Genomic DNA, 24616 nt, shown 5'->3' on the forward strand with positions numbered 1-24616 from the left:
TTGCATGTAGGTCGAAGCGAAGCCGACCGGAGGGCAATGCCCCCGGATGGACACCGGAGCGAAGGAACCCCGAGCCTTAGCGAGGGGCCGTACGTAAGGGGCGAGCGCTTTTGGTTACTTTTAAGGCGCTTGTTAAAAGTGACTCGCCGTAAGGGCGAAACCATAAGCCGCCGTTACCTAAAAAACGGATATGTACCCAGTCAGCAAAAGACAAGCGCACAACTAAGGATCAAAGCTCAAACCGCAATTCAGGCCAGATCGGCGACGTCCCCCGCTTCTGCGACTCAAGAATGGCCCTGCACAACGAACACAACCGCTGATCCTGAAACACCCGGCGATCAACACTCGACCAGCGAGGCGAAGCCGGTAACAGGCTGCCGCACAAGGTCCGGTCCGCCGAGCCCCCCAACTCCAGCTGACGGGTCACCAGATGCACCCGCACTTCCTGGCAGGCGAACAGATCCAGCTGTTCGTCAGGCTCGATCAGTTGATAGGCAAAGAGTGACCAGGCGGGACGCGGCATCGGGGGCTCCAAATCGGGGGCGCCACCTTAGCCGAAAGCCTGCGTCTAGAAAAGTGTCATAACAGCGGTTTTAGAGTAGGCCAGACATTTTCCAGCAACTTGTCCTGGGCCCCGGCCGCCGGGTGTATGCCGTCGGCCTGCATCAACTCCGGATGACCACCCACACCGTCAAGGAAAAACGGCACCAGCGGGATCTTTTTCTCATCGGCCAGGTTGCTGTAGACCTCGGCGAACGCCTTGGTGTAACGCGCACCGTAATTGGGTGGCAATTGCATGCCGAGCAACAGAACTTTGGCACCGCTGGCCCGGGAGCTGTCGATCATCGAGGCAAGATTTTGTTGCAATTGAGTTGGCAGCAAGCCGCGCAGGCCGTCATTGCCCCCCAACTCGAGGATCACCAGTTCCGGTTTATGCTCTGCAAGCAGCGCGGGCAGGCGCGCCTGGCCTCCGGCACTGGTGTCGCCACTGATGGACGCATTGATCACTTTGTCGTCGAAACCTTCGCGCCTGAGCCGCTGTTCAAGCAGCGACACCCACCCCAGCCGGGTATCCAGCCCGAAACCGGCGCTGATACTATCGCCAACGATCAGGACTGTACCCGCCGCTGCGTTTTGGGCCATGCACATCAAGGCCAGGCCAGCACTCAAAAACCAGACACGCATCGGACTCTCCATGGGCGCAAGCATTCTCATCGCGAAGGACCTTAGCAAAGTGGTTCCCAGCGCGGAAGGTGAACTGACCATCCTGCACGAACTCAGCCTGGAACTGAACAAGGGCGACAGCCTGGCCATCGTCGGCGCTTCCGGTTCCGGCAAATCCACCCTGCTGGGCCTGCTCGCCGGTCTCGACCTGCCGAGCAGTGGCGAAGTCACCCTCGCCGGGCAGGGCCTGAGCAACCTCGATGAAGACCAGCGTGCGCGCATCCGCGCCGAGCACGTGGGTTTTGTCTTTCAATCGTTTCAGCTGCTCGACAGTCTCAATGCCCTGGAAAACGTCATGCTGCCGCTGGAGCTCGATGGCCGCAAAGACGCCCGCGAACGCGCTACCGAGTTACTCCAGCGTGTCGGACTCGGCCAGCGCCTGACGCATTCGCCGCGCCAGCTCTCCGGGGGCGAGCAACAACGCGTGGCGATTGCCCGCGCGTTTGCCGCCGAACCCGATGTGCTGTTCGCCGACGAACCGACCGGCAACCTCGACAGCCACACCGGCGAGCGCATCAGCGACTTGCTGTTCGAACTCAACAAGGAACGCGGCACGACCCTGGTGCTGGTGACCCACGATGAACGCCTGGCCCATCGGTGCCGGCGCCTGATCCGTCTTGAAGCCGGCCTGCTGGTCGCCCCTGTGGAGCCTTGATGGTACGCCTGCCGCTGTTGCGCCTGTTCAGTCTCGCCATCCGCCAATTGCTGCGCGACGCCCGCGCCGGTGAATTGCGTGTCTTGTTTTTTGCCTTGCTGGTGGCCGTGGCCGCGAGCACTGCCATTGGCTATTTCGGCGCCCGCCTGAATGGCGCCATGATGCTGCGCGCCACTGAGTTTCTCGGTGCCGACCTGCTCCTCGAAGGCAGTTCGCCCGCACGCCCCGAACAGATAAGAAGCGGCACGGAGCTGGGACTGCAACATGCACAGGTGGTGGAGTTTTCCAGCGTCATCGCCACCGACAACGGCATCCAGTTGTCCAGCATCAAGGCCGCCGATGACACCTACCCGCTACGCGGCGAACTGAAAAGCGCACCCGCCCCGTTCGCCACGGAAACCGCCGGTGGCGGACCGCAACCCGGTGAAGCCTGGGTCGAGGCACGCCTGCTGACCGCCCTGGACCTGAAGATCGGCGACAGCATCGATGTCGGCATGAAAACCTTGAAACTGGTGCGGGTGCTGACCTACGAGCCCGACCGCGCCGGCAATTTCTACAGCCTGACGCCGCGGGTGCTGATCAATCTCGGCGACCTTGCGGCAACCGGCGTGGTGCAACCCGGCAGCCGGGTCAGCTATCGCGAGTTATGGCGAGGCAATGCCCAGGCACTCGAGACGTATCGGCAACTGATCAAACCGGGACTCGCCGCCAACCAGCGCTTGCAGGACGCCCGGGATGGCAACCGGCAGATCGGCGGCGCCCTGGGCAAGGCCGAACGCTACCTGAACATGGCCAGCCTGGTGGCAGTGTTGCTGTCCGGCGTGGCGGTGGCGTTGTCGGCGACCCGCTTCGCCACCCGCCGATTCGATGCCAGTGCCTTGCTGCGCTGCCTCGGACTGTCGCGCCGGGAAACCCTGGTGTTGTTCGGCCTGCAACTGACTGTGCTCGGGCTTCTGGCCAGCATCAGCGGCGCCCTCCTCGGCTGGCTCGCACAACTGGGGTTGTTTGCCCTGCTGCACGACTTGCTGCCGACCGACGTACCTCCGGGCGGACTGTTTCCGGCCGTCGCCGGGATCGGCACCGGCCTGGTGGCCCTGGCCGGTTTCGCCTTGCCGCCGCTGGCGGCTCTGGGCCGGGTTCCGCCATTGCGCGTGCTGCGCCGGGACATGCTGCCGATTCCTTCCAGCACCTGGATGGTCTACGGTGCAGCGCTGGGCGCCCTCGCCCTGATCATGTGGCGCCTGAGCCTGGACCTGGTGCTGACCTTTGCCCTGCTTGGCGGTGGCGTGATTGCAGCGTTGGTGCTGGGCGGTTTGTTGTTGCTCTTGTTGAAGAGTCTGCGGCGCTTGCTCGCGCGTGCGTCATTGCCCTGGCGCCTGGGGCTCGGGCAATTGCTGCGTCATCCGCTCGCTGCCGCAGGACAGTCCCTGGCGTTCGGCCTGATCCTGCTGTCGATGGCGCTGATTGCGCTGCTGCGCGGCGAATTGCTGGATACCTGGCAGAACCAGCTGCCGAAAAACGCCCCCAATTACTTCGCCCTGAACATCCTGCCTGCAGATAAACAGGCTTTCACCGATCACCTGATCGCCGTGTCGGCAAAATCGGCCCCCTTGTACCCGGTGGTGCCTGGGCGCTTGATCAGTATCAACGGCGAACCGGTGCAGCAGATCGTCACCAAGGAATCGGCCGGCGACCGGGCTATCCAGCGCGACCTGAGCCTGACCTGGGCCGCGGACCTGCCGGAGGGCAACAAGCTCACGGCGGGCAATTGGTGGAACGAACAAACGCCAGACGATGTTCCCGGCGTGTCGGTGGAAGGCAAGGTCGCTGAAAGCCTGAAACTCAAGCTCGGCGACCACCTGGTTTTCAGCGTTGGCGGGGTCAATCGCGAGGCGAAAGTCACCAGCCTGCGGGAGATCAACTGGGACAACTTCCAGCCGAACTTTTTCATGATCTTCCAGCCTGGCACCCTCAAGGATCTGCCGGCGACTTACCTGACCAGCTTCTATCTGGCACCGGGTCATGACCAGCAGATCGTCGACCTGTCCAGAGCCTTCCCGGCGGTGACGATCCTGCAGGTCGAAGCCTTGCTGGAACAACTGCGCAGCATCCTTGCCCAGGTCACCCTGGCGGTGGAGTATGTATTGTTGTTTGTGTTGGCGGCAGGGATGGCGGTGCTGTTTTCCGGCCTGCAGGCGACGCTGGACGAACGCATTCGCCAAGGTGCGCTGCTGCGCGCGCTGGGGGCCGAACGGCAATTGCTGGTCAAGGCACGACGCATCGAGTTCGGTTTGCTGGGTGCGGTCAGCGGTTTGCTGGCGGCATTGGGCTCGGAACTGGTGAGCCTGGTGCTCTACCGCTATGCCTTTGACCTGCCGTGGCATCCGCATCCTTGGCTGTTGCTGCTGCCACTGCTGGGCGCGGTGCTGATCGGCGGTGCCGGTGTGTTCGGCACCCGTCGGGCATTGAACGCCAGCCCGCTGACAGTCCTGCGCGAGGGTTGATAGACTCCAGCCGTCTCCCCCACAAGAAGTTGCCATGAGCCGTTACCGCCCTCCCCGCACCGCCGGCACCGCGCTGATCACCCCCGAGGGTGAAGCGCGGATGCGCGCCGAATTCCATGAGCTGTGGCATGTGCGTCGGCCCCAGGTGACCCAGGCCGTCAGCGAAGCCGCGGCACAGGGTGATCGCTCGGAGAACGCCGAGTACACCTACGGCAAAAAGATGCTGCGAGAGATCGACAGCCGCGTGCGTTTTCTCACCAAACGCCTGGAAGCACTCAAGGTTGTCAGCGAAAAACCCAGCGATCCGAACAAGGTGTATTTCGGCGCCTGGGTCACGATCGAGGACGAGGATGGCAAAGAGTCGCGCTACCGCATTGTCGGACCGGATGAACTGGACCTCAAACAAGGCCTGATCAGCATTGACTCGCCATTGGCCCGAGCCCTGATCGGCAAGGCACTGGACGCCGAAGTCCGGGTCCAGACACCGACCGGTGAGCAGTGTGTCTATATCGTGGCGATCGACTACCCGTAAAACTCAAGGGCGGGTGATCAGCCCTTGCCGGGCAACGCGGGTCAGTTGCCTGATCACCTCGGGAGCGTCTTCGAGGCTGGGGGATTGAATCACTGCCAGATCAAAACTGTCGTCAGCGAAACGCGCGAGGGACTCACCGTCTTCGACAAACTGGATCAGAAAGGCAGCGGGACCGCCGGTACGACGGGGCCAGCCATCGAGATAACGCAAGAGCGTCGGCTGATGTTTGCCGCCAAGCAGGATTTTTGGATTGCGCTGGGTGAGATGTGCCGTGATCGGCGCGGGACGTACAACCGGGTTTAGTGCATTCATTGTGTCGTGTCTCTGCCTCAAAAGTCTGCATGGCAGGTGAGAGGCAACACCGAACCAGCGCTTTAGCGGTATTTCGAAGCCTGTTTCGGCTTCTATCGGCAACTGGATGAGTCACCTGGCGCCCCGCAAGTAGCTGTTTAAATCGGCGCATGAGCAACATCCTAGAGAAGCTGACTGGACAGTGTCAAGAATGACGCTCAACAAAAAAAGGCCCGCACGATGCGGGCCTTTTTTTGTTGAGCCAGAGCGGTCAACCGGCGATGACACGGTCCGCCGAGAGTTTGCCCGCACCTTCGATCAATACCGCGATACTGCCACCGAGCAAGGCCAGGGCGAATTCATAACCGTTGTTGGCCATGAACAGTCCGTTGCTGATGTGCACCGAGAAAATCGCGACCAGCGACAGGAAAATCAGGCCCAATGCAGCCGGGCGTACCAGCAAGCCGATGATCAGCGCCAAACCGGCGAAGAATTCGGTGCCGCCCGCCAGTGCCGCCATCAGGTAACCCGGCGTCAGTCCGAGGCTTTCCATGTACTGCGCGGTTCCGGCCAGACCATAACCACCGAATGCCCCGAAGAGTTTTTGCGCGCCGTGAGCGGCGAAAACAATGCCGACCACGATGCGCAGAACGGTCAGGCCGTAGCCGGCGCGGGTAAACAGTACCTTGTTGATCAGAGTGCTCATGCTGTTTCATTCCTTGTCAGTGTGTTGGTTGGCGGCCATATTAATCAATAAATCACATGTTAAAAGCGGAAAAAACCCACCATTACAATCAGATTAGTTGATCATTTGCGAGAGACAACCTTTTGTCCCTGGGGCTCCAACGACTCCCGCTCCCGGTCGAACGCCAAGTAATACTTGTTCACGCTATTAACATAGCTGACGGGCCCCATACCCACCTGTTCCATGGCCACGCGTTCGACCTGGAAGAACCACTGGTTGGGATTCAAGCCGCGCCGCCGGGCTTCGGTGCGCATGCCCTGAACCCGCTCCGGCCCGATGTTGTAGGCCGCCAACACGAAGGCCATGCGTTCGCGCTCGTTGAGTTTCGGGCTGGCAAAGAACTTGCGCCGGATCATCGCCAGGTACTTGGCCCCGGCCTGCACATTGCCGTCTACGTCCTGAATGTTGCTGACCCCCACCCGCTGCGCCGCAGAAGGCGTGATCTGCATCAGGCCGGTCGGGCTGCCGCCGCTGCGGGCGGTGGGCTGCAACGCGGACTCCTTGAAGGCCAGCGCCGCCAGGTTCAGCCAGTCCATGCCCTGGGCATCGGCGTGTTTCTGCAGCACCGGGCGGAGTTTTTCCAGGCGCTGCCGGTCCGCCTTGGCCAGTGGATAGTGCACTTGATAGAGACGGCGATAGATGCGCAGGAATGCAGCGTCCTGATCCGATGGCTTTTTGTAGACGGTGAGGAAGCGATCAATGCTGGCCCGCAGCATCGACGCATCGCGGCGCACGAACCAGAACTCTTCACCCGGCTCGCTGATGACGACCTGCTTGTCGAAACGCAGCTTGGGCAGGATCTTGCCCCAGCGTTCGGCAATCGGCTGCTCGACAATGGTCAGGTGAAAGATTCCGCCCTGGACCATCTCCAGTACGTCCTCGACGGCAAGGCTCGGATCGACCCACTCGATGTTGACCGGCGGCAGTTTGTGCAGGGCGAGCTTTTGATTGATCTGGCTGACGGCATCCCCGGCGGCGCTGCCAGCGGGTAGCGCCAGGGTCTTGCCGGAGAGCTGTTCAAGCCGGGTGTAGCGGCGTTCGCCCTTGATGCCCACCAGGACCAACGGGATGTTGCTGGCAACCGGCTCACTGGTGCTGACGGCGAAGCCCGGTTGCAGATCGAGCAACTCGCCTGGCGCCACCAGATCGCCCTCCCCTCGCTGCAAGGCGCCGAGCAGTTGATCCTTGGCCTTGGGAATGATCTTGAGGGTGATTTCCTGACCGTCACGGGCGTGGCCGTTGAGGTATTGCTCGAACGCTCTCAGGCGATGGTATTCAACCCCGATCGCCTGCCCCTGGACTTCGCCGGAACTGTTGCGGCTCTGGTTGACCAGCACCCGCAGCACACGACTGCTGCGGATCTGCGCAAGGTCGCGCACTTCGCTGGCCGGTACGGCTTGCAGCGGCCCGGGCAGACGCGCGACCGCCGTCATCGGCAGTAGCAGCGAACAACACAGCAGTAGCAAAACCGAGGGACGAATCATCCACTCTCCGGAAAGAATACGGGGCCGCTTCAATGAAGCGCGGCGACAAAAACAGGGCATCCAGGGCGCTGACAACGCACGAAAGACTGGCACAATGATGGCAAAACTACCAACCGAGCCTGGTCCGCGGCTCAAGAGACAGCGTTAACCCGTTGTAGTTCTTGGCTTTTCTTATAAATCCACGGCTCTGATATGCTTTCCGGCCTTTGGGCCGAGGTAGCACCATGCAACTCATCGATATCGGCGTCAACCTGACCAACGCCAGTTTTGCCGACAAACACCAGGCCGTACTCGACCGCGCCTACGCGGCCGGCGTGTGCCAACTGGTGCTGACCGGCACCAGTGTCGAGGGCAGCGAACAGGCCCTTGAGCTGTGCCAGCAACTGGACGCAAGCAATCAGCGCCTGTTCGCCACCGCCGGTATTCACCCTCACTGCGCCAGCGACTGGAACGCCGACAGCGCCCGCCGTCTGCGCAGCTTGCTCAAGGAGCCGAATGTGGTGGCCGTCGGCGAATGCGGGCTGGATTTCAACCGTGATTTCTCGCCGCGCCCGCAGCAGGAAAAGGTCCTCGAAGAACATCTGGCCTTGGCCGTCGAATTGCAGCTGCCGGTTTTTCTGCACGAACGCGACGCCAGTCAGCGTTTGCTGGAAATCCTTCGCGACTTCCGCGACCAATTGCCGGCCGCGGTGGTGCACTGCTTCACCGGGGAGCAGAAGGCGCTGTTCAGCTACCTCGACCTCGACCTCCACATCGGCGTTACCGGCTGGATCTGCGACGAGCGCCGGGGCACGCATTTGCATCCGCTGGTCAAGGAGATCAAGCGCGGACGCCTGATGCTCGAAAGCGATGCACCGTACCTGCTGCCGCGCAGCCTGCGCCCCAAGCCGAAAAATGGGCGAAACGAGCCGGCGTACCTGACCGAAGTATTGCGCGAAGTGGCACTGCATCGCGGGGAAAGCCAGGAGGATCTGGCGGCGCACACCACAGCCTGTGCACGCGCGTTTTATGGCCTGCCATTGATCTCCTGTTCACCATAAATCCCTGTGGGAGCGAGCTTGCTCGCGATGGCGGCAACACATTCGGTACGGATGTGACTGAAAAACCGCAATCGCGAGCAAGCTCGCTCCCACGGTTTGAAATTGATCTGCATCAAGAACCAGCCACCTGAGTAGCGGCACAATAATGGCACCTTGCCAAAACTGTTTCCGCTATCAGAGAAGACCTCCATGGGTGCCTGGCTTAGCAATATCTCGCTGAAATACAAATTCTGGGCGGTCAACGCCGTCGCGTTCGTCACCACCCTGTTGTTGGTGCTGTACGCGGTGCAGCTTGAGCAGCAGGCCCGCAGTCACGCATCCCAGGCTTCGGCCCAGGCCCAGGCGCGATTGCTCGAAGCCTGGCCCGCCGGGCAACCGCTGCCCAACATCGATAACCTGCTGACGTTCAATCGCGGACAAGTGCCTTCGCTGCTTGAAGAACCCATTCCCGAGCTCATCAATGCAAACGGCTGGGTCGAGATCAACGTGATGCCGCTGTTCGGTGACAACCCGTTGATGGGCGCCGAAGTATTCACGCGCGCTGACGGGCAGCGGGTCGCCGTGATCGCCCACGGCCCAAGCCTGAGCCAGGTGTTCAGCGAGCGTTTCGCTAACTACGCGGTGGCGGTGTTCATCCTGATGCTGGCCATGCTCGGCGCATCGCAGTTGTTGATCCGCTTCCTGCTCAGCCAGCTCAACACCTTGAAGGACGTCATGTTGCACGTGGAGAAAACCGGCGACCTGGCGGCCCGCGTGCCATTGGCTTGCAGCGACGAAGTCGGGCAGATGGCCAACGCCTTCAACGCCATGCAGGCCGGATATCAACGGGTGGTCAATACCGTCGCCAGCACCGCCCGGCAACTGGACACCGGCGCTGCACGGCTGGCGGCGAGCATGAATGAAGTGCGCCACGGCATGCTCGGTCAGCAAAGCGAAACCGATCAGGCCGCCACGGCGATCAATGAAATGACCGCCACGGTCTATCACATCGCCCAACACGCGGGCGCCACCCGTGACCTTTCACAATCGGCCGATACCCTGGCCGGTAGTGGCCAGGAAGTGGTGACGCGGGTGCAGCGCTCGATTGCCGGGCTGTCCACCGGCGTGCAGCAGACCGCCGAGATGATTCAACGCCTGGCCGAGGACAGCCAGAAGATCAACGGCGTGGTCAATGTGATTCACAGCATCGCCGAACAGACCAACCTGCTGGCGCTTAACGCCGCCATCGAAGCGGCCCGGGCCGGCGAGATGGGGCGCGGCTTTGCGGTAGTCGCCGATGAAGTACGTAACCTCGCCAAACGCGTGCAAGCCTCCACGGACGAAATCACGATCATGGTCTCGGCGCTGCAGGCCGGGACGCGGGACGCCGTGGATTTCATGCAAGAGAGCTCGTTCAAGGCCGATGACTGCGTACGACAAGCCCAAGAGGCCGGCGCGGCCCTGGCCGAAATCACCGGCGCAGTGGCACAGATGCGTGAAAGCAACACGCAGATCGCCGTGGCGGCCGAGCAGCAGAGCCAGGTGGCGGAAGAGATGAACCGGGCGGTGGTGAGCATCCGTGACGTGACCGAGAACACGGTGCAGCAGACGGTATCTTCAGCGACCACCAGCAATGAGCTGGCGGCGCTGGCCGGGGAGTTGAGCAAGGCGATAGGTCAGCTCAAACTCTGAGGGCCTTTTCGCGAGCAGGCTCGCTCCCACAAGGGATCTATGTATGCCCTGTGGGAGCGAGCCTGCTCGCGAAGGCGTCAGTCGAACCCACATCAAACTTGAACATGGCGCCTATCAAGCCAATAGCCAGCCTTGATTCGCCGCCGGCATTGACCGGGCCTATTCTTCATTACATGTGTTCAACATGGATCGAGGATCAGCATCATGGGCAAACGTCACCCCAACCTTCCCGCCTGGCAATGGCGAGCGTACCCGAACAATCATCAGCACCCGACCAATCTGGTGTTGCACCTGATCGCGGTGCCGCTGTTCATCGTGGCGTTTCTGCTGATCGTATCCGGGGTCTTCAGCCTGAGCCTGGGCAACATCGCCATTGGCGTGATCGGCGTGATTGCGGCGATGGCCTTGCAACGCCACGGCCACAGCATGGAGACGCAAGCCGCCGAGCCGTTCAGTGACCGCAAGGATGCAATATCGCGCCTGTTGGTCGAGCAGTTTCTGACCTTTCCGCGATTCTTCCTCAGCGGTGGCTGGTGGCGCGCCTGGCGCGAACGCCACCGTCGGCACTGATCAGGCGAACACCGTCACCGTCTGCCGGCTCATGGCGATCAACCGGCCATCGGCGCTCCACATTTTGGCGGCGGCATGTCCGTAGCCGTCCGCGGCGTGCTCGGTCTCGACGAGATATTTGCACCAGTCCAGGGTGGTCAATTCCAGCAGCGGTTGCACGAACTCGATGGTCCAGGTCAGCGTGCTGCCCATCGCTGGCTTCTTCAAAAACGGCATCAGGGCCGGCGGCCAGGCGTCCACCAGCGCGAGGATATGCGCCTCGCTGATGGCCTCTTCCTTGACATCGCCGCGCAAGCGCACCCAACCACCCATTTGCCGCGATGTGCTACCGCTGAACGGCAGTCCGCCTACACTCCAGCGCATCGCCAGGTGTCGCATGAACTCCGGGATGACGCCTTCGACAAAAGGCAATTCCTGGCACTCGTCCCAGTGCTTCATTTCAGGTGCGGGTTCAGCGGCCACGGCCACTACCGAAGGGCGTGAAGCGCCAAAGCTCCCCTGGATCAACGTCACCACCTGCCCCTTCTGCATCACCCGGCCCAACACCTGGCTGACCGCCTTGCCTTCGCGCAATACGTCGACTTCAAAGCTGACTGGAACCTCGGGCTCAACCGGGCCGACAAAGGTGATCGCCAATGAGCGCACCGGGCGATCCGCTGGCACCCGGGCACGCATGGCTTCGTACTGCAAAGCCGCCACTACGCCACCGAAACTGGCGCGCCCCTGGCCCCAGGAGGCCGGAATGGACAGCTCCAGCGGCTGGCTACGGACAGCGTCAAGCAGTTCGGAAAAACGCATGAAAACCTCAGGGATCGGAAAAAGATGAGGGGATGTTAACCATCTGGCGAGGTGGATACATCGCCTATTCCGGACAAATTGACTGACAGATAAGTCGTGCTTGGCTCGAACACAAAATCCATGGCCAACATTGAGCCCATGTGGGAGCGAGGGGTCTCAGGATTTGAAGCAATCGCGACTGAGCTTTTCCAGCACCCGGTCCGCCCGGCTTTCTGCCTCGGCCATGGTGGCTGTCCAGATCGCGACACAGGGCTGCAAATCCGCTTCCTGCTCAGCCATGGCCAGCCATTGCACGCAATCGTGCCAGTCACCCAGCGCGCCCTGGGCTGATTTCAATCGGGGCATGGCCGCTTTCGGCAAACGGTCCAGCTCGGGGTAAGCGTCGATGCCATAGCGTACGCGCTTGATCAGCAGGCGTAGCCGATGACGGTCGTGGGCAGGGTCGTGCAGTGCTTCGTCGAGTTTTTTCCACTGTTTGCCCAGGCGTTTTTCGATGTGCTTGCGCAGGCCCTTGAGCAATCCCTGGCGCTGTGCAGCGCGCAGAAAACGCGGGAACGCATCGAGGACGATCAGCAACCGCGCGAGCTCGGGACTGGCCGCCACGGCCGGATAGGCTTCGGCCATTTGCGCCATTCGCGAATGTGCAGCTCGGGGTTGACCGTGTTGAAGCAGGTACGCCGCCAGCACTTCGCGATCACGTAACGGCGTAGTCAGATCGCCCACCCGTGAGGCGGCCGCTTCCAGTTGTTCGACACCGGGTAACCCTCGCAAGGGTCGCAACAGGCTGCGTAACCGACGCATGGTGGTGCGCAGATCGTGTAAAGCTTCAGGGTCAGTACGCTCTCTCAAGCGGGCCTGACAGGCCAGCAGACGAACTTCAAGGCCCAGGATATGAGCCACCAGCCGATCGATCATGGGGGTTTACTCCGTAAACAGCGCCAGGCTGCAAGCTACGAGCTGCAAGCCCGATGAGTCTTGCAACTCGTAGCTTAGAGCCTGCAGCTGCTTTTTGCCTTCAACGCCCCGCGCGCGATTCACGGATATAGAAACGAGCCTTCTCGGCTTTCCTGGTGCAGCCTTCGAATCCTTCGAATTGCTGTTGTGTCTTGGCCGCGGTCAACAGCGACAGGGCCTTGGAGTAGCTGACGGTCCCGGCGAAACCTTCGACTTTGGCCAGGTCCAGTTCATGCCATGCCGCATCCAGGTTACTACCGCAACTGTCGCGGTAGGTGGTCTTTCCAGCACAACCGGCGAGCGCCAGGGCAATCAATGGCACGCAGATCCAGGCTTTCATCACTTACTCCTCAAAAATAGGTCAACAGTCATGCAGGTAAGACGGTGTGGCACCTGAAAAGTGCCGTTGGTCCGCTGTGCGAACTATAACGCTGACGAGAACAACCCTGTGCCGCCATGGAGTGTCGAAAATACGACGCTCTTGCCCCCTCGAACGACCATGACGATTGAAGCATGGCCCTCGATAGGTGCATTGTTGAAGCATTCAAACGAGGGCGATTCATGAAAAAGCGTGTCGCGCTGGTATTGGGCTCGGGTGGAGCCCGGGGTTACGCACATATTGGGGTCATTGAAGAGATCGAACGGCGCGGCTATGACATTGCCTGTATCGCCGGTTGCTCCATGGGCGCGGTGGTGGGCGGGATCTACGCCGCCGGCAAACTCAATGAATACCGCGACTGGATCGAGAGCCTGGATTACCTCGACGTGTTGCGCCTGGTGGACGTCAGTTTTCGTCTGGGGGCGATTCGTGGCGAGAAGGTGTTCGGGCAGATTCGCAAGATCGTCGGCGAGATCAACATCGAAGACTTGCGCATCCCCTATACCGCCGTTGCCGCCGACCTGACCAACCAGCAGGAAATCTGGTTCCAGGAAGGTTGCCTGCACCAGGCGATGCGCGCCTCGGCAGCGATTCCCAGCCTGTTCACCCCGGTGATGCAAGGCAACCGCATGCTGGTCGATGGCGGCATTCTCAACCCGCTGCCGATCGTGCCGGTGGTGTCGAGCCATTGCGACCTGATCATCGCGGTCAACCTCAACTCCACCAACCAGCGCCACTACCAATTGCCGGTGATCCAGCGCCCCGCCGCGTTCAAGACCCGCTTCGACAACCTGATCAGCTCTGTCGGCTCGAAGTTGCCGTTCCGGCGTAAACAGGCTGAACAATTGTTGATCCTGGAACAGGAAGCGTTGAAAGCCGAAGGGGCGGATTTCAACCCGTGGATCGAGTCCGCCGAGCCCGAAGCACAGCAACCCGCGGCCGCCCCGGAAGCCAGTGGCGCGCCCCGCTCCGCCACCGGTTCGTTCATCATCGACAACGTCGGACCGGCGTCCTTGCTCGACTTGATCAACCAGAGTTTCGAGGTGATGCAGACGTCGCTGGCGCAGTACAAGATTGCCGGGTATCCGCCGGACATCCTGATCAACGTGCCCAAGCGCGTGTGCCGGTTTTTCGAGTTCTACAAGGCGCCGGAGCTGATCGCGCTGGGACGGGAGATTGCGCGCGATACGCTGGATCGGTATGAGAATGAGCAGAATTGAACGCCTGAAAGTTCTCGATTGAATGTAATGCCCTCTTCGCGAGCAAGCCCGCTCCCACAGTGAATCTTTGGTGTACACAAAATCCCATGTGGGAGCGGGCTTGCTCGCGAAAGCGCCAGATCAGTCACCACAAAACTTCAAAACTGCTCACTCAACAACCGATACCCCACCCCCGCCTCGGTCACGATAAACCTTGGCCGGGTCGGGTCATCCGCCAGTTTCTGGCGCAAGTGCCCGACCACGATGCGCAGGTAGTGAGTGTCTTCGGTGTGCGTCGGCCCCCAGATATCCTTGAGCAATTGCTGCTGGGTGATCACTCGCCCGGGATGCCGCGCCAGTTGTGCCAGCACGGCGTATTCCTTGCGAGTCAACGCGACTTCGATACCTTCGAGCAACACCCGGCGATACGCCAGGTCGACCGTCAATGGACCGAAGCTCAGCGCCGCTGGCTGGGCTTCGCCCACCGGTGCCTGGCGCAGCAACGCACGAATCCGCGCCAGGAATTCCTGGATGCCGAACGGCTTGGTCACGTAGTCATTGGCGCCGCCATCCAGAGCCTCGACTTTCTGCCCTTCACCGGCGCGCACGGAGAGCACCAGCACCGGCACCGTCGACCACTCGCGAAAATCGCGCAATACCTGCTGGCCGTCCATGTCCGGCAAGCCGAGGTCGAGCACCAGCAAGTCCGGTTTGTTCAATGCCGCCTGGGCCAGGCCTTCACTGCCCGTGCCGGCCTCCAGCACTTTGTAGCCTTGGGAAGCGAGGCTGATGCGCAGGAACTTACGGATCTGCGGTTCGTCGTCGATGACCAGGATGGTCGCGGTCTGGCTCATGAGTTCACATCAACACAAAGAAGTGGCAAGAGAGTAGCGCAAGCACGATCAGGCTTCACTCTCGTATCCCGGCTGAGCCTGTAGCGGCAGGTGCAACGTGATGCCGGTGCCGCGCCCCTCGATGCCGTCGGCGACGCTGATGCGCCCGCCATGGGCACCGACCATGCCCTGACAGATCGCCAGCCCCAGCCCGGTCCCCTGCCCACCCCGATCCCCTCGCGCCGCGGTGTAGAACATGTCGAAAATCTTCGCCCGATCCTCCTCCGGAATCCCCGGGCCTTCATCGCTGACCGAAAAGAACAGCTCACCGTCGTCGGACCCGGCGCGCAATTGCAAACGCCCGTGGGGCGGCGAAAACCGCGCGGCGTTTTCCAGCACGTTGACCAATGCCTGTTCGATGAGCGCGGCGTGCACATACAGCAGCGGTAACTCGGCCGGCACGTCGGTGCTGACTTGCAGCGGCGCAAGGACTGCACGCAGGCGATTGAGCGCACTGCCGACGATATCGGCCGGTGACACCCAGTCCCGCGCCAGCTTCAGGGCTCCGTGGCCGAGGCGGGTCATGTCGAGCAGATTCTGGATATATCGATCAAGGCGCTCGGCTTCATCGCGGGTGCCTTCGAGCAGTTCACGCCGGTCCTCCAGCGGGATCGCTTCACCCAGGGCCAGCAGGCTATCGATACTGCCGCGCATGGACGTCAAGGGTGTGCGCAAATCGTGGGACACCGAAGCCAGCAAGGCACTGCGCAACTGCTCGGTTTCGCCGTGCAGCCGCGCCGCTTCCAGATCATCGGCCAGTTGCGCCCGGGCCAGCGCCTGGGCCAGCGGCTGGCTCAGCGCGGTCAACAAGCGACGGCGCTGGCCGCTCAGGGTCTGGCCTTCCTTGGCGCACACGCCAAGCAGCGCGAGCGGGCCGTCCTCGACCGATAACGGCCACCACCACCAGCGGCCGAACGGCAAGGTGCCGGTGCCCGCACCTGCCGGTTGATCGTGCTGCCAGGCCCAATCGGCGGCGGCGCGCTCAGCTTCGGTGAACTCCAGCGGGCCACCGGTTTCGACTTTCCAGCCGCTCTGCCCGTCGCGGTTGAGCAGGCACAGTTGCACGTCGCTCCAACCGTTGAGGTGCTGGGCGGCCGCACTGACCACGGCCTGGCGGTCGGTGGCGGCCGTCAGTTTGCGTGACAGGTCGAGCAATTCAGTGGTCTCTTCCTGGGTATCGCGCAGCGCCTGCAATTGCCTGCGCTGGCGCGCCGCGAGGTTGCCGGTGAGGGCTGCCATCAACAGGAAAAACAGCAAGGTCAGCACGTCTTCTTCGCGCTGGATGCTCAAAGAAAAAGTCGGTGGAATGAACAGGAAGTCATAGGTCAGGAACGACAGCGCCGCACAGGCCAGCGCCGGCCCGAGACTGCTGCGCACCGCCACCAGCAACACGGCGGCGAGGAACACCAGTGAAATATTGGGCAGTGGCAGAACGCTCGCCACGGCCCAGGCCAGGGCGCTGGCCAGAACCGTCGCGACCACGGCCAACGCGTAGTCGAACCAGACCAGTGACCCCATCGACCGCTGATGGGGTTGATGCTGTTGGTGATCGCCGTCGAGAACGTTGATTTCCAGTCCGCGCGCATTGCGCAGCAGCCGCGCCGCCAGCCCTCCACCGAACAGGCGTCGGCGCAATCTCGGCCGGGACTGGCCGACCAGCACCAGGCTGGCACGCCGTTCGGCGGCATGCTGGATCAGGGTTTTCGCCACCTCACCGGCGCGCAGCAACACCACTTCGCCGCCCAGGCGTTCGGCCAGTTGCTGGGCGCTCTGCAGGCGCAGGCGGGACTGTTCGTCACGCACGCGACCGTTGTCCACGTGCACCAGGCTCCAGGGCAGGTGCCGCCGCTGGGCCACGCGACTGGCATGCCGTACCAGACGCTCGGCCTGAGCATCGCCGTCCACCCCTACCAGCAAACGCCCGCGCACCGCTGGCGCCGCTTGTCCGAGTTGGCGATAGCCCAGGGCCAGATCGTTATCGACCTGAGCCGCCGCGGTTTGCATCGCCAGTTCGCGCAGGGCTGTCAGGTTGGTCTGGGAAAAGAACGCGTCAATGGCCGCCCGCGCCTGCTCCGGCACATAGACCTTGCCGTCGCGCAAGCGCTCGAGCAGTTCCCGTGGCGGCAAGTCGATCAGCAGCAGTTCGTAGGCCTCTTGCAGCACCCAGTCCGGCAGGGTTTCACGGACCTGCACGCCGGTGATGCCACGCACCTGATCGTTGAGGCTTTCCAGGTGCTGGACGTTGACCGTTGTGTAGACATCAATGCCGGCGGCGAGCAGCTCCTGAATGTCCTGCCAGCGTTTTTCGTGACGGCTGCCGGGTGCGTTGCTGTGCGCCAGCTCGTCGACCAGCACCAGCTTCGGTTTGGCGAGGAGCAGACCGTCCAGGTCCATTTCTTCGAGCAACACACCACGGTATTCCGAGCGCACCAACGGCTGCTGCGGCAAGCCGCTGAGCAGTACTTCGGTTTCGGCGCGGCCATGGGTTTCGACGACGCCGGCAATGACCTTCACGCCTTGACGCAGTTGGGTGTGGGCCGCCTGGAGCATGGCGTAGGTCTTGCCGACTCCAGGCGCGGCGCCGAGAAATACCTTGAGCCGGCCACGGCCATCGCGGGGCAGGTCTGCTAACAGCGCGTCGGCGCGGCCGGAGTTGCTCATGCTTGGAGTTCTCGTCTTTCAGATGTTGATGTAGTGATTGTCAAACCGTCTTCGCGAGCAAGCCCGCTCCCACAGGAGTACGCATTCCAATTGTGGGAGCGGGCTTGCTCGCGAATGGCAGCACCACGGACCTAAAGCTTTTCCAGCGCCAGATTCAACTCAAGCACATTCACCACCGGAGGGCCTACCTGTGGCTGCTCGATGTGCACGTCCAGCAGCTGTTGCAGTGACGCGACCGGCAGATTGCGCGCCGCCGCGACACGCGCCAGTTGATAGGCAATCGCCGCCGGTGGCAAGTGCGGATCGAGACCGCTGCCCGACGTCGTGACCAGCGCCAACGGCACCGGTCCCTGGCCGGGCACCAGCAGCTTGCCGGCTTCGTCGATCACCCGCGTGGCCAGGGCCGGGTTGCTCGGCGACAGGTTGCTGGCGCTGCTCGATACGGTGGCAAAGGCACCGGCCGAAGGACGCGGGTGGAACCAGGCGTCACCGACGAAATCCTGGGCGATCAGCGAGGAACCACGGACCTTGCCCTCGGCATCGCGCACCAGGCTGCCGTTGGCCTGATCCGGGAACGCGACCTGGGCAACGCCGGTAACCACCAGTGGATAGGCGACGCCGGTGATCAGCGTCATCAGGACCAGCAGGCTCAGGGCCGGGCGTATCAATGTGGGCATTTCAAAATCCTCGAATTCGTAATTCAATCAATTGGACCGTGTCGCATTCTTCGCGAGCAGGCTCGCTCCCACAGGGCGAAAGCATTTCAAATGCGGGAGCGAGCCTGCTCGCGAAGGCGGTGCATCTGGCACCCCGCGCAGGTCAAACCAGATGCAACGCCGTCAACAGCATGTCGATCGCCTTGATGCCCACGAACGGCACCAGGATCCCGCCCAGGCCATAGATCAGCAGATTGCGTCGCAGCAATGCCGCCGCACTCGCCGCCTGCACGCGCACGCCGCGCAATGCCAGGGGAATCAGCACCACGATGATCAACGCGTTGAAAACGATCGCCGACAGAATCGCGCTCTGCGGACTGCTCAGGTGCATCACGTTGAGCACGCCCAGTTGCGGGTAGATCGCGGCGAACAGCGCCGGCAGGATCGCGAAGTACTTGGCCACGTCGTTGGCGATGGAAAAGGTGGTCAGCGCACCGCGGGTGACCAGCAATTCCTTGCCGATCTGCACCACGTCCAGCAACTTGGTCGGGTCGCTGTCGAGGTCGACCATGTTGGCCGCTTCACGTGCCGCCTGCGTGCCGTCGTTCATCGCCATGCCGACGTCCGCCTGGGCCAGTGCCGGGGCATCGTTGGCGCCGTCGCCGCACATGGCGACCAGGCGACCGTCGTTTTGCTCGTGACGAATGCGCGCCAGTTTTTTCTCCGGCGTGGCTTCCGCCAGCACATCGTCCACACCGGCCTCAGCGGCGATGGCGGCTGCAGTCAACGGGTTGTCGCCGGTGACCATGACCGTGCGAATACCCAGCTTGCGCAACTCGGCGAAACGCTCGCGGATGCCGGGCTTGACCACGTCCTTGAGGTGGATCGCGCCGAGCAACTTGCCCTCGGCGCAGACCAGCAAGGGGGTGCCGCCGCTTTGCGCGATCTTGTCGATTTCGCGGGACAAGGCCGGTGCCAGGTCAGCACGTTTCAGGCCGACGAAGGCCAGCAATGAATCCACCGCGCCCTTGCGGTACACACGCCCTTGATAGTCAACACCGGACAAGCGGGTTTCGGCACTGAATGGCACGGCTGTCAGCACGTCGGCGGACGGCTCCGGTTGCGGATGAGTGCCACGCAGGTACTCGACGATCGACTTGCCTTCAGCGGTGTCGTCGGCCAGCGACGCCAGCAACGCGCCTTCGGCCAATTCCCTGGCTGTCACGCCTGGCGCGGCATACACCGCCGAGCAACGACGGTTACCGAAGGTGATGGTGCCGGTCTTGTCCAGCAACAGGACGTGCACGTCCCCCGCCGCCTCCACCGCACGACCGGACTTGGCGATCACGTTCAGGCGCACCAGACGATCCATGCCGGCGATACCAATGGCCGACAACAGACCGCCGATGGTGGTCGGAATCAAGGTGACCAACAGCGCCACCAGGAACACCAGCGGCAGGCTGCCATTGGCGAAGTGGGCGAACGGTTGCAGGGTGACGACCACCAGCAGGAAAATCAGGGTCAGGCCGATCAGCAGGATGTCGAGCGCCACTTCGTTCGGGGTTTTCTGGCGTTTGGCGCCTTCGACCAGGGCGATCATGCGGTCCAGGGTCGACTCGCCTGGGTTGGCGGTGATCTTCACCAACAGCCAGTCGGACACCAGCCGTGTGTTGCCGGTGACGGCCGAGCGGTCGCCGCCGGACTCGCGAATCACCGGGGCCGATTCACCGGTAATCGCCGCTTCGTTGACCGCTGCGATGCCTTCGAGCACTTCGCCGTCACCGGGAATCATCTCCCCAGCTTCGACACGCACCACATCGCCCTTGCGCAGACTCGTGGCCGGCACCACCTGGAAGGTGCCATTGCTGGTTTTGCGCCGGGCGCTCAAGCCTTCGCTGCCGGCCTTGAGGCTGTCGGCGCGAGCCTTGCCGCGACCTTCGGCCAAGGCTTCGGCGAAGTTGGCGAACAACACGGTGAACCACAGCCACACGGCAATTTGCGCGGCGACGAAGGTCGGTACGGCCGTATCGGGAATGAAGCACAGCACGGTAGTCAGGATCGCGGTCAGTTCGACCACCAGCATCACCGGCGCACGTTGCAATTGCCGTGGGTCGAGCTTGACGAAGGCTTGCACCAGCGCCGGGCGCCACAGGGCCGAGATCGCGGTTTTCGGTTGTTCCGGCGCCTTGACGGCGACGGTTTTGGATACGGGCATATTCATCTTCAACTTCCTCAGAAGGCCATGCTCAGATGTTCAGCAATCGGGCCCAGTGCCAGGGTCGGCAGGAAGGTCAGGCCACCCACCAGCAAAATGGTCACGGTCAGCAAGGTCACGAACAGCGGGCCGTGGGTCGGGAAGCTGTTCTGGCCGATCGGCGCGGTTTTCTTCATCGCCAGGCTGCCGGCCAGGGCCAGAACCGGGAGGATGTAACCGAAGCGACCGATCAACATGCCCAGGCCCAGCATCAGGTTGTGAAACGGCGTGTTGGCACCGAAGCCACCGAACGCCGAACCGTTGTTGGCACTGGCCGAGGTGTAGGCGTAGAGCAACTGACTGAAACCGTGGGCGCCCGGGTTGCTCACAGCAGCCACCGGACCTGGCAGGCTGGCGGCAATCGCGCCGAGCACCAATACGCCAATCGGCATGACCATCAGGGTCACCACCAGCAATTGCACTTCCCTGGCTTGCAGTTTCTTGCCGAGGTACTCCGGCGTACGACCGATCATCAGGCCGGCGAGGAACACCGCGATCAGCACGTTGAGCAACATGCCGTAGAGCCCGGCACCGACGCCGCCGAAGATCACCTCGCCAACCATCATGTTGACCAGCGCGACCATGCCGCTCAGCGGGTTGAGGCTGTCGTGCATGCCATTGACCGAACCGTTGGACGCCGCCGTGGTGGTTACCGACCAAAGCACCGTGGCGGTAGTGCCGAAACGCGCTTCCTTGCCCTCCAGCGGCGCAGTCTGCTCGACGGCTACGTTGTTCAGGGTCGGGTTCGGCTGGTATTCAGCCCATAGCGAGGTCGCGCCGCCGATCAGGAACAGCGCCAGCATGCAGGCGATGATCGCGCGACTCTGACGCAGGTCCTTCACGTAGTGGCCGAAGGTGAACACCAGTGCCACCGGGATCAGGATGATCGAGGCCACTTCGAACAGGTTGCTCCAGGCCGTCGGGTTCTCGAACGGATGCGCCGAGTTGACGCCGAAGAAGCCGCCACCGTTGGTACCCAATTGCTTGATCGCAATCTGGCTGGCAGCCGGGCCCAGGGGAATGACCTGGTCGACGCCTTGCACCGTCACCGCATTCACATACTGCGCGAAGGTTTGCGGCACGCCCTGCCAGACCAGGTACAGCGCCAGCAGCAGGCACAGCGGCAGCAGGCCGTAGAGGGTGGCGCGGGTCATGTCGACCCAGAAGTTGCCCAGCGATGCCGTGGATTTGCGGCCGATGCCGCGGCACAGCGCAACCAGTACGGCCAGACCGGTGGCGGCGCTGACGAAGTTCTGCACGGTGAGGCCGGCCATCTGGCTCAGGTAGCTCAGGGACGCTTCGCCGCTGTAGGACTGCCAGTTGGTGTTGGTCATGAAACTGACGGCGGTGTTGAACGCCTGCGTCCACTCCTGACCCGGCAGGTTTTGCGGGTTCAGCGGCAGATGGTCCTGGAACAGCAGGATCGCGAACAGCAGCAGGAAACCCGCAAGGTTGAAGGCGAGCAAGGCCAGGGTGTACTTCTGCCAACTCTGTTCGGCGTGCGGATCGACGCCGGCCAGCCGATAGCAACCGCGTTCGACCGGGCCCAGGACCGGCGACAGCCACGTGCGCTGCCCCTCCATCACCTTGTAGTAGAAGCGCCCGAGAAACGGCGCCGGGACCAAGACCAGGGCGAAAAACCCGAGGATCAGCCAATAGTCATAACTGTGCATAGCCGCTCCTAGTTCCGGTCCGCGCGCAACAGCGCAACCAACAGATAAATGAACAGCCCCACTGCCAACAGCAGTGACACTCCGTCCAGAACGCTCATGGAAGTTCTCCGTGTTACGGCGTATTGCCGCGTGTGGAGTCATTGTCGGAAAGGAGGCTGTAAAGGAGCGAGACCGAGGGTGCGGGCCGGACATAAAGAAAGCGTAAAGAGTGGGTTTACGCTGGGGTTACGGGGAGAGCGAAGGCCTTGCGATACGCAAAAAACCACGAGGGTCGTACCTGGAACGCCAAATTGTGCGCAAGGGTGGTGAGTGACGGCGGCAACTCATGGATAATCGAACCTGATTGGCGCGACGCAACCAAATGGATCAAGAACTCTTGCACCTCCCCGCTCGCGCCTGCAAGCTACCGCCATTCGCATTACTGAAAAAGGCTGGCCCAACGTGCGTATCCTCATTACCGGCGGAGCCGGCTTCATCGGCTCGGCCCTTGTTCGCGAGCTGATTCAACACACCGGGCATGAAGTGCTCAACCTGGACAAACTGACGTATGCCGGCAATCTCGAATCGCTGACCAGCATCGCCAACGACACGCGCTACGAGTTCGTTCAGGCCGATATCGTTGACCAGGCCACCGTCAGTGCAGTGCTGGCCCGTTTCCAGCCTCACTCGATCATGCATCTGGCAGCGGAGTCCCACGTCGATCGTTCCATCGACGGGCCATCTGAATTCATCCAGACCAACATCGTCGGCACCTACAGCCTGCTCGAAGCCACCCGTGCCTATTGGCAAGCCCTCCCGGAGCCTGAGAAAAGCGCGTTCCGCTTCCATCACATCTCCACTGACGAGGTTTACGGCGACCTGCACGGTGTCGACGACCTGTTTACAGAAACGACGCCCTACGCCCCCAGCTCGCCCTACTCCGCCAGCAAGGCCGCGTCCGACCATCTGGTCCGCGCCTGGCAGCGAACCTATGGCTTGCCGGTGCTGCTGACCAATTGCTCGAACAATTACGGGCCTTTCCACTTCCCCGAGAAACTCATTCCGCTGGTCATCCTCAATGCTCTGGCCGGCAAGCCGCTGCCGGTGTATGGCAATGGCCTGCAAGTGCGCGACTGGCTGTTCGTCGAAGATCACGCCCGGGCACTGCTCAAGGTGGTGACCACCGGCACCGTCGGCGAGACCTACAACATCGGCGGGCACAACGAACAAAAGAACATCGACGTGGTGCGCGGCATCTGCGCCCTGCTCGAAGAACTGGCACCGCACAAGCCTGAGGGCGTTGCGCATTACGCCGACCTGATCACGTTCGTCCAGGACCGCCCTGGACATGACTTACGCTACGCAATCGATGCCGGCAAGATTGAACGCGAACTGGGCTGGGTGCCCGAAGAGACCTTCGAAACCGGCCTGCGCAAAACCGTTCAATGGTACCTGGATAACCTGGAGTGGTGCCGCCGTGTCCAGGACGGCAGCTATCAAGGTGAACGCCTTGGCGCCATCAATCCCAAGGAGCTGCTCGCATGATGAAAGGCATCGTTTTGGCGGGTGGCTCGGGCACGCGCCTGCACCCGATTACGCTCGGCGTGTCGAAGCAGCTGTTGCCGGTCTACGACAAGCCCATGATCTACTATCCGATCTCGGTGCTGATGCTGGCCGGCATCAAGGATATCCTGCTGATCTCCACCCCGCAGGATCTGCCGCAGTATCGCAATCTGCTGGGTGACGGCAGCCAGTTCGGGGTGAACTTCAGCTTTGCCGAGCAGCCTTCACCGGACGGTCTGGCCCAGGCTTTCCTGATTGGCGAGGAGTTCATCGGCGATGACCCTGTGTGCCTGATCCTGGGCGACAATATCTTCCACGGTCAGCACTTTGGCGAACAGTTGCAGAACGCGGCACAACGCTGCTCCGGCGCCACCGTGTTCGGTTACTGGGTCAAGGACCCCGAGCGCTTCGGTGTCATCGACTTCGACAGCGATGGCCGTGCGCTGTCGATCGAGGAAAAACCGAAAAAGCCGAAATCCAGCTATGCCGTTACCGGACTGTATTTCTATGACAATGACGTGATCGAGATTGCCAAGGCGGTGAAACCTTCACCTCGCGGCGAGCTGGAAATCACCGACGTCAACAACGCCTATCTGCAACGCGGCGACCTGCAGGTCGAGCGTTTTGGCCGAGGTTTCGCCTGGCTCGACACCGGCACCCACGACAGCTTGCTCGAAGCCTCTCAATACGTGCAGACCATCGAACACCGCCAAGGCCTCAAAGTCGCCTGCCTCGAAGAAATAGCCTATGAAAATGGCTGGATCGACCGCGAACAGCTGCTGGAGCGCGCCCGGTACTTTGGCAAGACGGGTTATGGCCAGTACCTGGCCAAACTGGCAGGGGATGAGCAATGAACCTGTGTGAGCCCGATTTGCCTCGTGAGGAGACTGG

Annotated in this window: 23 protein-coding genes; 9 read left to right on the forward strand and 14 right to left on the reverse strand. The window is 62.0% G+C overall.

The genetic code is table 11. The features are described from left to right. Window positions 1-229: 229 nt before the first annotated feature. Window positions 230-523 (reverse strand): hypothetical protein, encoded by a 294-nt coding sequence (locus AC07YV_RS21435; protein ID WP_007991769.1) that lies wholly within the window; start codon window positions 521-523, stop codon window positions 230-232. Between the two features lie 56 nt (window positions 524-579). Then, window positions 580-1185: an arylesterase gene (locus tag AC07YV_RS21440; RefSeq protein WP_007973565.1), complete on the reverse strand. Its 606-nt coding sequence runs from the start codon at window positions 1183-1185 to the stop codon at window positions 580-582. Between the two features lie 10 nt (window positions 1186-1195). On the opposite strand from AC07YV_RS21440, the gene AC07YV_RS21445 reads away from it, so the two are divergent. From AC07YV_RS21445 to greB, 3 genes are read left to right on the forward strand one after another with little or no spacing between them, the layout of a single operon-like run. Next, window positions 1196-1879 carry an ABC transporter ATP-binding protein gene (locus AC07YV_RS21445; RefSeq protein ID WP_102700327.1) on the forward strand — a complete coding sequence of 228 codons (684 nt, stop codon included), beginning with the start codon at window positions 1196-1198 and terminating at the stop codon, window positions 1877-1879. Continuing rightward, window positions 1879-4383, forward strand: coding sequence for an ABC transporter permease (locus tag AC07YV_RS21450; protein WP_102700326.1), 2505 nt, complete (start codon window positions 1879-1881; stop codon window positions 4381-4383). The genes AC07YV_RS21445 and AC07YV_RS21450 overlap by 1 nt, the downstream gene beginning before the upstream one ends. A 34-nt stretch (window positions 4384-4417) precedes the next feature. After that, entirely contained in the window at window positions 4418-4915 is a 498-nt protein-coding gene (gene greB / locus AC07YV_RS21455) for a transcription elongation factor GreB (RefSeq protein WP_007973570.1), read from the forward strand. Between the two features lie 3 nt (window positions 4916-4918). On the opposite strand, the gene AC07YV_RS21460 is transcribed toward greB, so the two are convergent. The 3 genes from AC07YV_RS21460 to AC07YV_RS21470 form a co-directional block, all read right to left on the reverse strand. Beyond that, window positions 4919-5227: a hypothetical protein gene (locus tag AC07YV_RS21460; protein WP_007973571.1), complete on the reverse strand. Its 309-nt coding sequence runs from the start codon at window positions 5225-5227 to the stop codon at window positions 4919-4921. A gap of 250 nt (window positions 5228-5477) precedes the next feature. Further along, entirely contained in the window at window positions 5478-5912 is a 435-nt protein-coding gene (locus tag AC07YV_RS21465; protein WP_015094020.1) for a DoxX family protein, read from the reverse strand. 101 nt (window positions 5913-6013) lie between these two features. Further along, window positions 6014-7435: an MltF family protein gene (locus tag AC07YV_RS21470; RefSeq protein WP_102700325.1), complete on the reverse strand. Its 1422-nt coding sequence runs from the start codon at window positions 7433-7435 to the stop codon at window positions 6014-6016. A 224-nt stretch (window positions 7436-7659) separates the two neighbouring features. Here AC07YV_RS21470 and AC07YV_RS21475 point away from each other — a divergent pair, with 224 nt between their 5' ends. The 3 genes from AC07YV_RS21475 to AC07YV_RS21485 all read left to right on the forward strand — a co-directional run bounded on the left by AC07YV_RS21475 (window position 7660) and on the right by AC07YV_RS21485 (window position 10716). After that, the gene (locus AC07YV_RS21475; RefSeq protein WP_102700324.1) at window positions 7660-8475 is read left to right on the forward strand and encodes a TatD family hydrolase; all 816 of its coding nucleotides are present in this window, start codon (window positions 7660-7662) and stop codon (window positions 8473-8475) included. Window positions 8476-8664: 189 nt separating this feature from the next. Next, window positions 8665-10146 carry a methyl-accepting chemotaxis protein gene (locus AC07YV_RS21480; protein WP_102700323.1) on the forward strand — a complete coding sequence of 494 codons (1482 nt, stop codon included), beginning with the start codon at window positions 8665-8667 and terminating at the stop codon, window positions 10144-10146. A 204-nt stretch (window positions 10147-10350) separates the two neighbouring features. Continuing rightward, window positions 10351-10716, forward strand: coding sequence for an Mpo1-like protein (locus tag AC07YV_RS21485; RefSeq protein WP_102700322.1), 366 nt, complete (start codon window positions 10351-10353; stop codon window positions 10714-10716). On the opposite strand, the gene AC07YV_RS21490 is transcribed toward AC07YV_RS21485, so the two are convergent. From AC07YV_RS21490 to AC07YV_RS21500, 3 genes are all read right to left on the reverse strand, one after another. Then, a complete protein-coding gene (locus tag AC07YV_RS21490) occupies window positions 10717-11514 on the reverse strand; it encodes an acyl-CoA thioesterase (protein ID WP_007973583.1) in 798 nt (265 codons plus the stop codon). A gap of 156 nt (window positions 11515-11670) precedes the next feature. Beyond that, window positions 11671-12429 carry a CHAD domain-containing protein gene (locus tag AC07YV_RS21495; RefSeq protein ID WP_102700321.1) on the reverse strand — a complete coding sequence of 253 codons (759 nt, stop codon included), beginning with the start codon at window positions 12427-12429 and terminating at the stop codon, window positions 11671-11673. 100 nt (window positions 12430-12529) lie between these two features. Then, window positions 12530-12808 (reverse strand): hypothetical protein, encoded by a 279-nt coding sequence (locus tag AC07YV_RS21500; protein WP_102700320.1) that lies wholly within the window; start codon window positions 12806-12808, stop codon window positions 12530-12532. Window positions 12809-13029: 221 nt separating this feature from the next. On the opposite strand from AC07YV_RS21500, the gene AC07YV_RS21505 reads away from it, so the two are divergent. Continuing rightward, entirely contained in the window at window positions 13030-14067 is a 1038-nt protein-coding gene (locus tag AC07YV_RS21505; RefSeq protein WP_102700319.1) for a patatin-like phospholipase family protein, read from the forward strand. A 137-nt stretch (window positions 14068-14204) separates the two neighbouring features. Here AC07YV_RS21505 and AC07YV_RS21510 read toward each other — a convergent pair whose 3' ends face one another. From AC07YV_RS21510 to kdpF, 6 genes are all read right to left on the reverse strand, one after another. Continuing rightward, entirely contained in the window at window positions 14205-14900 is a 696-nt protein-coding gene (locus AC07YV_RS21510) for a response regulator (RefSeq protein ID WP_102700318.1), read from the reverse strand. Window positions 14901-14948: 48 nt separating this feature from the next. Continuing rightward, window positions 14949-17600 carry a DUF4118 domain-containing protein gene (locus tag AC07YV_RS21515; RefSeq protein ID WP_102700317.1) on the reverse strand — a complete coding sequence of 884 codons (2652 nt, stop codon included), beginning with the start codon at window positions 17598-17600 and terminating at the stop codon, window positions 14949-14951. Between the two features lie 131 nt (window positions 17601-17731). Further along, entirely contained in the window at window positions 17732-18277 is a 546-nt protein-coding gene (gene kdpC / locus AC07YV_RS21520) for a potassium-transporting ATPase subunit KdpC (RefSeq protein WP_102700316.1), read from the reverse strand. Window positions 18278-18419: 142 nt separating this feature from the next. Further along, the gene (kdpB, locus tag AC07YV_RS21525; protein ID WP_102700315.1) at window positions 18420-20477 is read right to left on the reverse strand and encodes a potassium-transporting ATPase subunit KdpB; all 2058 of its coding nucleotides are present in this window, start codon (window positions 20475-20477) and stop codon (window positions 18420-18422) included. 11 nt (window positions 20478-20488) lie between these two features. Next, entirely contained in the window at window positions 20489-22183 is a 1695-nt protein-coding gene (gene kdpA / locus AC07YV_RS21530; RefSeq protein WP_102700314.1) for a potassium-transporting ATPase subunit KdpA, read from the reverse strand. Window positions 22184-22191: 8 nt separating this feature from the next. Then, window positions 22192-22281, reverse strand: coding sequence for a K(+)-transporting ATPase subunit F (gene kdpF, locus AC07YV_RS21535; RefSeq protein WP_007899818.1), 90 nt, complete (start codon window positions 22279-22281; stop codon window positions 22192-22194). Between the two features lie 343 nt (window positions 22282-22624). Here kdpF and rfbB point away from each other — a divergent pair, with 343 nt between their 5' ends. Continuing rightward, a complete protein-coding gene (rfbB, locus tag AC07YV_RS21540) occupies window positions 22625-23707 on the forward strand; it encodes a dTDP-glucose 4,6-dehydratase (RefSeq protein WP_102700313.1) in 1083 nt (360 codons plus the stop codon). Continuing rightward, window positions 23704-24579, forward strand: coding sequence for a glucose-1-phosphate thymidylyltransferase RfbA (rfbA, locus tag AC07YV_RS21545; protein WP_102700312.1), 876 nt, complete (start codon window positions 23704-23706; stop codon window positions 24577-24579). Before rfbB ends, rfbA begins: the two co-directional genes overlap by 4 nt. Window positions 24580-24616: the final 37 nt, after the last annotated feature.

It is taken from the genome of Pseudomonas sp. GW456-E7 (genome assembly GCF_059424105.1).